General features: G+C 40.1%; 9 protein-coding genes. 4 read left to right on the forward strand and 5 right to left on the reverse strand.

Features of this window, described 5'->3' with window-relative positions; translation table 11 throughout:
- Positions 1 to 115 precede the first annotated feature (115 nt).
- The 4 genes from efp to lpxD all read right to left on the reverse strand — a co-directional run bounded on the left by efp (position 116) and on the right by lpxD (position 3,968).
- Positions 116 to 682, reverse strand: coding sequence for an elongation factor P (gene efp, locus ABDZ97_RS07640; protein WP_343786169.1), 567 nt, complete (start codon positions 680 to 682; stop codon positions 116 to 118).
- Between the two features lie 65 nt (positions 683 to 747).
- Complete coding sequence (gene lpxA, locus ABDZ97_RS07645; protein WP_343786171.1) at positions 748 to 1,524, reverse strand: acyl-ACP--UDP-N-acetylglucosamine O-acyltransferase; 777 nt, start codon at positions 1,522 to 1,524, stop codon at positions 748 to 750.
- On the reverse strand, positions 1,521 to 2,918 hold the full coding sequence (locus tag ABDZ97_RS07650; RefSeq protein ID WP_343786173.1) for a bifunctional UDP-3-O-[3-hydroxymyristoyl] N-acetylglucosamine deacetylase/3-hydroxyacyl-ACP dehydratase: 1,398 nt from the start codon (positions 2,916 to 2,918) through the stop codon (positions 1,521 to 1,523). The genes lpxA and ABDZ97_RS07650 overlap by 4 nt, the downstream gene beginning before the upstream one ends.
- Positions 2,919 to 2,936: 18 nt before the next feature.
- Positions 2,937 to 3,968: a UDP-3-O-(3-hydroxymyristoyl)glucosamine N-acyltransferase gene (gene lpxD / locus ABDZ97_RS07655; RefSeq protein WP_343786175.1), complete on the reverse strand. Its 1,032-nt coding sequence runs from the start codon at positions 3,966 to 3,968 to the stop codon at positions 2,937 to 2,939.
- Positions 3,969 to 4,175: 207 nt separating this feature from the next.
- Here lpxD and ABDZ97_RS07660 point away from each other — a divergent pair, with 207 nt between their 5' ends.
- Both ABDZ97_RS07660 and ABDZ97_RS07665 read left to right on the forward strand, forming a co-directional pair.
- Positions 4,176 to 5,372: a pyridoxal phosphate-dependent aminotransferase gene (locus ABDZ97_RS07660; RefSeq protein WP_343786177.1), complete on the forward strand. Its 1,197-nt coding sequence runs from the start codon at positions 4,176 to 4,178 to the stop codon at positions 5,370 to 5,372.
- The gene (locus ABDZ97_RS07665) at positions 5,372 to 5,938 is read left to right on the forward strand and encodes a hypothetical protein (protein WP_343786179.1); all 567 of its coding nucleotides are present in this window, start codon (positions 5,372 to 5,374) and stop codon (positions 5,936 to 5,938) included. The genes ABDZ97_RS07660 and ABDZ97_RS07665 overlap by 1 nt, the downstream gene beginning before the upstream one ends.
- Before the next feature lie 13 nt (positions 5,939 to 5,951).
- On the opposite strand, the gene ABDZ97_RS07670 is transcribed toward ABDZ97_RS07665, so the two are convergent.
- Positions 5,952 to 7,256, reverse strand: a complete 1,305-nt coding sequence (locus ABDZ97_RS07670; protein WP_343786181.1) for a DEAD/DEAH box helicase — start codon at positions 7,254 to 7,256, stop codon at positions 5,952 to 5,954.
- Between the two features lie 59 nt (positions 7,257 to 7,315).
- Here ABDZ97_RS07670 and ABDZ97_RS07675 point away from each other — a divergent pair, with 59 nt between their 5' ends.
- Positions 7,316 to 9,580 (forward strand): efflux RND transporter permease subunit, encoded by a 2,265-nt coding sequence (locus ABDZ97_RS07675; RefSeq protein WP_343786183.1) that lies wholly within the window; start codon positions 7,316 to 7,318, stop codon positions 9,578 to 9,580.
- Positions 9,581 to 9,622: 42 nt separating this feature from the next.
- Complete coding sequence (locus tag ABDZ97_RS07680) at positions 9,623 to 10,429, forward strand: T9SS-dependent choice-of-anchor J family protein (protein WP_343786185.1); 807 nt, start codon at positions 9,623 to 9,625, stop codon at positions 10,427 to 10,429.

A 10,429-nucleotide genomic window follows, 5' to 3' on the forward strand; every position in this document is an offset into this window, starting at 1 on the left:
CCCTTGATCATCGGTCAACCCGATATTCTATTCAAGGAAAATCTTTAAGTAAAGAAAGACTAAGAGGCTGCCCCTTTTGAGACAGCCTCTTTCTTTTATCCAATAAAAATGAATTCTAATTCTTCACTCTTTCCACATATTCACCAGTACGCGTATCGACTTTGATACGTTCACCTGTATCAATAAAAAGAGGAACACGTATTTCTGCCCCAGTATCAATAGTTGCCGGCTTCATTGTGTTGGTTGCTGTATCACCTTTAATTCCAGGCTCTGTATAGGTTACTTCGGCCTCAATTGTAATAGGAAGATCTACCAACAATGGCATTTCTTCTTCGGCATGGAAAGTAATTTCACAGATCATTCCTTCCTGAAGGAACAGAGGCTTTTCAATTAATTTTGCCTCGATATTTACCTGCTCATAGTTTTCAGTATTCATGAAAACATACATATTCCCTTCCTGGTACAGGTATTGATAATTACGTCTTTCAATACGAACCGGCTCAATTTTGTGTCCGGAAGAAAAAGTATTATCCAATACTTTCCCTGTTTCAATATGCTTTAGCTTCGTTCTCACAAAAGCCGGTCCTTTACCCGGTTTCACGTGTTGAAACTCTATAATCGTATACAATTTATCATTAAATCGAATACACAAACCATTTCTAATATCAGCCGTTGTTGCCATAAAAATTATTATTGAGTCAAAAATTGCAAATTTAATTACCTGATTTTAAATTGCGAAATAAAAAATCACATCGGACCTCTGATAATACCTTTATCTGATTCCGCAATAAATTGAAGAACCTGCTCTCTCTCCGGACAATCCGGAACTTCAAGCTTAATCTGTTCGATCGCTTTAGACATATTGGTATTCATTACAAACAGGATACGATAGATATCTTCTACCACCTTGATTCCTTCATCAGACATTCCTCTTCGCCGTAAACCGATTGCATTTACACCTGCAAATGTAAGGGGCTCTCTCGCCACACGAATAAAAGGCGGAACGTTTTTACGAATAAGAGAAGCGCCCGCAACAAAAGCATGAGCTCCTACACGAACAAATTGTTGGGTACCCACTTTTCCTTCCAGTATAGCATAGTCTTCAATCACATTATGCCCTGAAAGTCCGGTATAATTTGCTAAAATCACATTATTTCCAATAATACAATCGTGAGCAACATGGACATACCCCATCAACAGGCAATTATTACCAACAACTGTCTTCATTCTGTCACTGGTACCTCTGTGAATAGTAACACACTCCCGAATGATTGTATTATTACCAATTTCACAGGTTGTGTACTCTCCACCAAACTTTAAATCCTGAGGAACAGCACCAATAATTGCACCTGGAAAGATTTCACAGTTTTCACCGATTCTCGTACCTGGGTAGATTACAACATTAGGACCGATTTTTGTCCCTTTACCTATCTTCACATCCTCATAAATAGTTGAGAATTGTTCAACTACCACTCCCTCTGCCAACTCTGCCTTCGGAGAAACTACCGCAAGTTCACTTATCATTCTTTCTCTTTTACAATTTGAGCTAACATCATTGCCTCTGATACGATTTGACCATCCACATAAGCCGTTCCCTTCATATTTACCAGTCCCCTACGAATCGGACTAACCAGCCTCAATTCAAAAACAACTGTATCTCCGGGAATAACTTTCTGCTTAAACTTAGACTCATCAATTTTCAGGAAATACGTCATCCATTTTTCAGGTTCCTCTACCTGATTCAATGCGAAAATACCTCCGACCTGGGCCATAGCTTCCACCTGAAGAACTCCTGGCATTACCGGATTCCCCGGAAAATGTCCCTGGAAGAAAGGCTCATTCATCGTTACATTCTTCATACCGATCACATAGTCCTCTCCCATTTCTGTGATTCTATCCACCAGCAAAAATGGATAACGATGCGGAAGCATGCTCTCAATCATATTGATATCGTAGAGCGTTTTTGACAAATCAAATCTTCTTCCCTCTTTCTCCTGCTTACGGATTTGTTCTTTCAGAACTTTTGCAAACTGCACATTTCCATAATGTCCCGGACGGGCTGCAAGAATATGTGCTTTTATGAATTTCCCTACCAACGCCAGGTCACCAACTATATCCAATAGTTTGTGACGTGCAGGTTCATTTTCAAATTGCATTTTTGTACTGTTCAGTACACCAATACCTCTGATCTCTACTTTCAATTTCTCTTTTCCAAGTAGCTCGGCCAAACGATCCAATTCATCCTGAGAAACGTGCTCCCGTTCTACCAGAACGATTGCATTGTCCAGGTCACCTCCTTTAATCAACCCGTTTTTCGCCAGGTATTCTAATTCTTTAAGAAATACAAATGTTCTGCATCTCGAAATGTGCTCATTGAACTCTTCCATATTGTACATGGAAGCATGTTGTGTCCCTAAAACCGGTGAGTTATAATCCACCATTACGGTCAGACGGTACACCGAATCAGGAATTGCCAAAAACTCAATACCTCTTTCTTCGTCTTCCCAGGGAATATTTGTATTCAACTCAAAATATTCCCGATCTGCATTCTGCTCCTCAAACCCGACCGATAGAATTCCTTCTACAAAAGGATACGAACTACCGTCCATAATAGGCATTTCAGGTCCGTCAATCTGAATCAAAGCATTATCTATCATATTTCCATGCAAAGCAGCTAAAATATGCTCCACAGTGTAAACTCTCGCTCCATTTTGCTCAAGAGTTGTCCCTCTGTTAGTTGCAACAACAAGATCACAATCCGCTTTGATAACAGGTTGACCTTCCAGATCAACACGCTGGAATTTATATCCGTGATTTTCCTTTGCAGGACAAATAGTAACTTTAACTTTTTCACCTGTATGCAGTCCTACTCCTACAAATGAAACCGGTGCTTTCAGCGTTCTCTGCTTTTCGTTCATCGGGTTAATTTTCGTATTTTAAGATTTTAGTTTTTCTTCTATTGCTTGAAGTCGTTTGAGTATCATTGGTAATTTTCGGAAACCAAAATATGACTTTTTGAAATCTTCAATCGGAATAGCAGGCGATCCCAGTAAAACATCTCCTTCTTTTTTAATGTTATTAGGGATTCCACTTTGGGCGGCAACTTTAACTCCATCCGCTATTTTAATATGTCCGGATACGCCTACCTGACCTCCCATCATGACATTTTTCCCAACTTTTGTTGAGCCGGCAACACCTACCTGTGCAGCCATCACCGTATTTTCTCCTATTTCTACGTTGTGAGCAATCTGTACAAGATTGTCCAACTTTACTCCTTTTCTCAGGATAGTTGATCCCAGTGTAGCCCTATCAACTGTAGTATTAGCTCCTATCTCGACAAAATCCTCAAGGACAACATTTCCAATCTGAGGAACTTTATTGTATTCATTTTCCTGGTTGGGAGCAAATCCGAACCCATCCGATCCGATAACCGCTCCTGCATGAATAACGCAGTGTTTCCCCAACACACAATCGGGATAAATTTTTACGCCCGGATAGATTACACATCCATCACCGATCTTCACATTATCTCCGATATACGCTCCCGGGTATATTTTCACATCACTTCCAATGACAACATCTTCGCCCAGGTATGCAAAAGCTCCCAGATAAAGGTTTTCTCCTACAGATGCTGAATCAGAAATAAAACTGGGTTGTTCTATTTTAGGTTGTTTAACTCGGAATTGATTGTAGGCTTCCAATAGCTTTGCAAAACATGCATACGCATCTTCTACTTTAACTAAAGTACAACTTGCCGGGATCTCCTGACGAGGTTCAAATGTTTTGTTTACAATAACAACAGAAGCCCCTGTCGAATAAATATACTCTTCATATTTCGGATTAGCCAAAAAAGACAATGTTCCCGGCTGCCCCTCTTCGATTTTGGAAAGACCTGTTACAGAAACATTTGAATCACCGACGATTTCTCCGTTCAAAATACCAGCAATTTGCTCTACACTAAATTCCATCCTCCAAAAGTATAAATTCTCAACGAGTCTGAATGAATTCTGTTAAGACTTTATTAACAGTGTTTTTTTCAAAGGTGATTCCGATCAAAAATAGATGCTTACAGAAGAGAAAACAGACACTCTTCCCTCTTTTTAAAAACGAAAACAATCAGGGTCTTTTTTCTTCGGTTTTTATTCTGCATTTTTGCGCCGTTAAATTGAATTGTTATGCCAAAAATTTCTGAAAAAGCACATAGCATGCCGGCATCTCCGATCCGGAAACTCGTACCTTATGCCGAGGCTGCAAAAGCAAAAGGTCTTATTGTATATCATTTAAATATCGGACAACCGGATATAGACACTCCTCAGGTGGCTTTGGACGCTGTCAGAAATCTGGACAGAACAGTTATTGAATATTCACATTCGGCAGGTTTTGAGAGCTACAGAAAAGGACTGTCTGATTATTACAAAAAGAATAATCTACCGGTTGAAACCGAAGATATAATTATTACAACCGGAGGCTCTGAAGCACTTACTTTTGGATTTATGTCCTGTTGCAATCCGGGGGATGAAGTTATTATTCCGGAACCGTTTTATGCAAACTACAATGGTTTTGCTATTCAAGCGGGGCTAAAAGTAGTTCCTGTAACGGCATCTATTGAAACAGGATTTGCACTTCCTCCCGTTGAAGAATTCGAGAAAAAAATTACAGCAAAAACAAAAGCTATTGTTATCTGTAATCCGGGAAACCCAACAGGCTACCTGTACTCGAAAGAAGAGCTTGAAAAACTCAGAGATATTGTAAAGAAACATGATCTCTTTTTATTTGCTGACGAGGTATACCGCGAATTTTGTTACGATGGTGCGACACCTTTTTCGGTAATGAATCTTTCGGGGATCGAACAGAATGTTATTCTAATTGACTCCGTATCCAAAAGATACTCCATGTGTGGAGCACGTATCGGAGCCTTGATCTCAAAAAACAAAGAAGTGATGAACGCCGCTCTAAAATTCGGACAGGCGCGTCTGTCACCTCCCACTCTTGCTCAAATTGCTTCTGAAGCAGCACTGAACACCCCTGATAGTTATTTTGAAGAGGTTGTCAATGAATATGTTGAACGAAGAGATATTATGGTGGACGGATTGAATGCAATTCCGGGAGTTTTTTGTCCAAAACCTAAAGGTGCTTTTTATTGTGTTGCAAAATTCCCGGTAGATGATGCTGAGAAATTCTGCCAATGGCTGCTTGAAGAATTTGAATTCAACGGGCAAACTGTTATGATGGCTCCTGCAAACGGTTTCTACTCTACACCCGGGAAAGGGAAACAAGAAGCTCGAATTGCTTATGTTTTGAATAAAGAATCTCTGAAAAATGCCGTAACTTGCCTTGAAGAAGCACTAAAAGTATATCCGGGAAGAGTCTGATGCATGAAATAGAACCATATTATAACTGGAGAGGATACTACACGGCTGAAACCGATGCTTCCTCTCCTTTTTTTGGTCGGGAATACAGTGAATTTGAATTTTCCCAGGCCGTCTATAATTATTTCATTCACCCGCAGTGGGATCATTTCGGCTCTCCCACTCTTTTCATGAAGATTCTTTATGTTGATTACGAGGAAAGCATCTGTATTTTTGAGATGATCGGCGAGTGGAATGACGCGATTAACAACGACATTATGTTTCTGAAGCGAGATGTAATTGAGCAATTAATGGAAGCCGGAATCAATAAATTCATCGTTATCGGAGAAAATGTTTTCAATTTTCATTCCTCTGACGATTGCTATTATGAAGAGTGGTTTGACGAAATTGAAGACGGATGGATTGCATTTGTCAATTTCCGTGATCACGTCCGAAAAGAATTTGAATACGCTCATATTGACCACTACCTTGTCATGGGCGGAGAGTTGGAAGAAGTAGACTGGAGAAGCATGAGCCCTATGGTCTTTTGCAAAAAGATAGAGGATTATGTTCAAAAGCGACTCGAATAATAGCTGCGAGATACTATTTGCAAACGGACACCTTAACGCTTTTCTTCTTCAATTTCTGTCCTCTGCCCAGTTTAAGAATTTTATTAACAACACTTGTACGCACTGCTACAAACGTCATCTGATCTAGCGTATCTATCCGACCGATGGCTTTACCGTCAACACCTACCTGTTTCGTCAGAAACCCTAAAATATCCACTTTATTCACCTTATCTTTTTTACCTAAGGAGAAATACAAGGTTTCCCATAATTGTTCGGGAACAGCCGGAACTTCAAAGCGTGCCTGTTTCTCAACAAAATCTATTGTACGTAAGTACTCTTTGCCCTGTAGCTCTTCTTCTGTTTCCAACACATATACTTCCCCTGACTCAAGCATTCTCGCTGTTCGTCCGTTGCGGTGAATAAAATCCTCTTCTTTTACAGGAAACTGGTAATGAATCACAGCACTGATTCCGGGGACATCAATCCCTCTCGCAGCCAAATCGGTCACAAAAAACACATTTGACGTTCCGTTTCTGAATCGAATACTATTTCGTTCTCTTTCTGTTTGCTCCAAACCGCCATGATAAACCGCCACCGGAAGTCCTTTGTGTTCAATATAATCCGCTAAGCGGTCAACCGCCTCCCTGTGATTGAAAAAAACGACCGCATTTTTTCCTGATTTCACTAACTCTACAAGAAGTGATAATAAAGCTAGTGCTTTATGGTCATGATCCTCTACCGAGATTCTGTAAAAAGACATTCGATCCTCTGGTAATGTAGTCTTGCATTCAACAGTATGATAACCGGAGAGCATGTCACCGGCTGTTGCTGAAACCCTTATGACAAAGGTAAGACGTCCCAGATGCTCTGTAATGAAATCAATCTCTTTCTGAAAACCAAGCTCTGCAATCTTATCCTCTTCGTCCAGAATAAATGCATCAAATTCCTTCCCTTCGACAGACTCTCTCCGAAGGTGGTCCGCAAATCTTCCGGGAGTTGCAAAAACGACGTCCGGTTTTTCGCGCAACTCATTCACCTCTGTCTTAAAGTCATGCCCTCCGTAGCAAACTGTATTGGTCACACCGGACTTCATGGACCGGAACACTTCTGCCAACTGAAGAGTTAGCTCACGAGAGGGAGACAAAACCAAAGCACGGTTCCATTTCTTATCATCTTTTGCTTTCAAAAGAGCCACTAAGAACGCAAGACTCTTACCCGATCCCGTAGGAGCTTTCACTATTGTTTTCGGATACATAGAAGTAGCTATCAGTACTTCTTCCTGAAACGGAAGCATATCGCTACCCGTAGCTTGCCTTACAAAAGCATTATAATTAGTCATTTTATCCACACTGCAAAGAAATACTTTTATTTTTACACTTTCAAAATTGACAGAGAGTAATGGTATTTTCAAAGAAAATAAGCATCCTTATCCTTGTTCTGTTTGTTAGTATAACAGGAATTCAGGTTGCGTTTGTGCCCGGAGTGAAGTTCAATTATGATTTCGATCAATTTTTCCCAGCCCACCACAAAGAGACACAATTCTTTGAAGAGTTTAAGCAAAAATACGGTTCGGATAATGACTTTCTTATTCTTGCTTTTGAAACACCCGGAGGAGTCTTCAACTCCGATTATCTATCCAGGGTAAAATCTATGACTGAGTTTCTGGAAAGTCACTCGTCTGTAATTTATGTCTCAAGTCCGACCAATACAATTCGTACTATACGGGACCCTCTCTCCGGAGCTCTATTTAAAAAAAATCTAATTACCATCAGTGATTCAACTGATTACAATTTCGATTCTACTTTTATTTTCAAGAATTATGAGATCTACGGGACCTTATTCGGGGAAGACCGGAAATCAGTACGGATTATTGCACAACACGAAGAAAAACTAAACGAAGAAAAAGCGAAAGTCCTCCTACAGGATATCCGGGAAAAGGCAGAGAAAGAAAAACTTGACATGCACCTCGGAGGGAGAATTGTTGCTCACGACTATTACATTGCAATGAGTCAAAATGAACTGATACTTTTCATCGGCTCAAGTGTTGGGTTAATTGTACTGTTTCTTGTACTCTCATTCCGTTCTCTAATTGGTGTATTAATACCTGCCCTTATTGTTGCCGGTGCAGTTCTATGGGTTATTGGATTAATGGGACAACTGGGAAATGATTTAAACATCGTTCTGAATGTCCTGCCAACAATTATGATGGTAGTTGGAATCAGTAGTGTTGTTCACCTTTTTGCTCACTATTTTGATGAACTCCGCGGCGGACTCAACAAAACAGAAGCGCTGAAGAAAGCATTTAAAGACGTTCGTAGAGCTCTTATTTTCACCAATCTCACAACGATGATTGGTTTTCTTACGCTAACAACATCCAGTATATCCCCCATCATTCAATTCGGTGCCTTTGCCGCACTGGGAGTACTATTTTCATTTATACTTGCAATGACGGTAATGCCCGCATTACTTGTCTTGTTTAATCCTCCAAAAATTGCTAAAAAATCAGAAAGAAAGGAAAACTGGGAAAAACCTCTCGCCCGTTTCTACGACGGGCTTGTTACCCGTCGTGGAAGAACTGTCATTCTCTTCTCCCTGATTGCTATCGGATCTGTTGTTGGCGTTCTCCAAATCAAAGACAACAACTATATTCTTGAAGACCTGAAAAGTGACCATCCGATGAAGGTGGATTATGCCTTTATTGAAGAGAATTTCGGAGGTGCCCGTCCTATTAATTTCGAGGTTCAATTAACAGATACATCCCGTACTTTCTTTGATCAGGAGGTTTTAGCAGAACTGGACACTGCTCTCCAGGTTATGCAGTCCACATTTAAAACATCACAATTAGTTTCTCCTGTGTTTGTCGTCCAGAATGCCCACATGACGTTAAAGGCCGGAAATCCTTATTATTTCAAAATTCCTGAATCTAAAAAAGATCTATCAAGGATAGAAAGAGAATTTGACCGATTCGTAGCAGACTCTCTTAAGTACGCTATGTTTGACAAAGACATGAAAGCTGCCAGGATTACAGGAACGATGGGGGATGTAGGCTCTCACATCTCAGGACAAATGAATGAAGATTGGGATAATTGGCTTGAAAAAAAGCAATTGAAAACCATTCGTTTTCACCAAACCGGAGGCCCTTATCTGATGGAAATTAATAATAAACTCCTGGTTGGAAATATTGCCCAGGGACTATTAATTGCCATTGTTATTATCGCTTTTATAATCGGTGCCCTGTTCAGATCTGTAAAGATAGTACTCATCAGCCTTGCTCCCAACGTTCTACCTCTTCTAATGATTGGTGCAATTATGGGGTTCGGCGGCATTGATATGAAAGTATCCACCTCCCTTGTATTTACAATTGCTTTCGGGATAGCCGTTGACGACACCATTCACTTCCTGAGTAAATACAAACTACTTCTGGGGAAAGGATATAGTCCTCATGAAGCTATTAGAGAAACGTATATCTCAACAGGAAAAGCTATTATTATTACGTCTATTGTGTTGTCCGGAGGATTCCTGACACTTTGTTTCAGCAGCTTTATGGGAACATTTTATATCGGATTACTGACAGGGTTAACACTTGTTTTTGCAATCCTCACAGATATGACCTTACTTCCGGTATTATTACATTATTTTTCCCCGAAGGACAAGAAAAAGTAAGTAAATTAGTTATTATAGGGTGATTAGCGTATTTTTGCAAACATGAGACAACTTATTATCTTTTTGAGTCTGATTTTACCGATTTGTACCATAGGACAAACAGAGATTTTTTCAGAGGATTTTGAAAGTGGAATTCCCGCGACATGGACAATACTTGACAACGATCAAAACACGGTTCACCCTTCTGTTTCCGAATTCCAGTCTGCCTGGATCACTTTAACAGATCCTGATGATGAGAATAATACAGTTGCCGGCTCTACATCTTATTTCTCTCCGGAAGGTCGAGCATCAAGATGGCTGATAACACCTTCCATTACATTAGGTGATTACGGAAATTTCTTATACTGGAGAGCTGCTTCTCATGACCCCTCGTTTCCGGACTGGTACATGGTATTGATCTCGACAACGGGAACTGCTGTCGAAGATTTTACGGATACATTATTTCGCTTGCAAAATGAATTTCCTTACTGGACGGATCGTTCCGTAAATATTAGTGATTCCGGCTATAACTCTATCCCTGTTCATCTTGCTTTTGTGAACAATACCAATAGAGGGTTTAAGCTATATTTAGACGATGTCAGAATTGATGTGAATGACCCGGTAAGTGTTAAAGAGAATGAACAAATTCACCTGTCGGTATTTCCAAATCCGGCAACAGATTTTATTTACATTCAGACTTCAGAAAGTATTGACAGTTACCAGATACTATCCCCTTCAGGGCAGGTTATCCAGAACGAACTTCCTGAAAACAATCAGATCAATGTGCAAAACCTCTCGAATGGTATGTATTTTATCCGCATAAAAACAGCTTCCGGAGGATACGCTACACAACGATTCCTGAAAAAATAA

This window comes from Wandonia haliotis, assembly GCF_039523435.1.
GTDB lineage: Bacteria > Bacteroidota > Bacteroidia > Flavobacteriales_D > Crocinitomicaceae > Wandonia > Wandonia haliotis.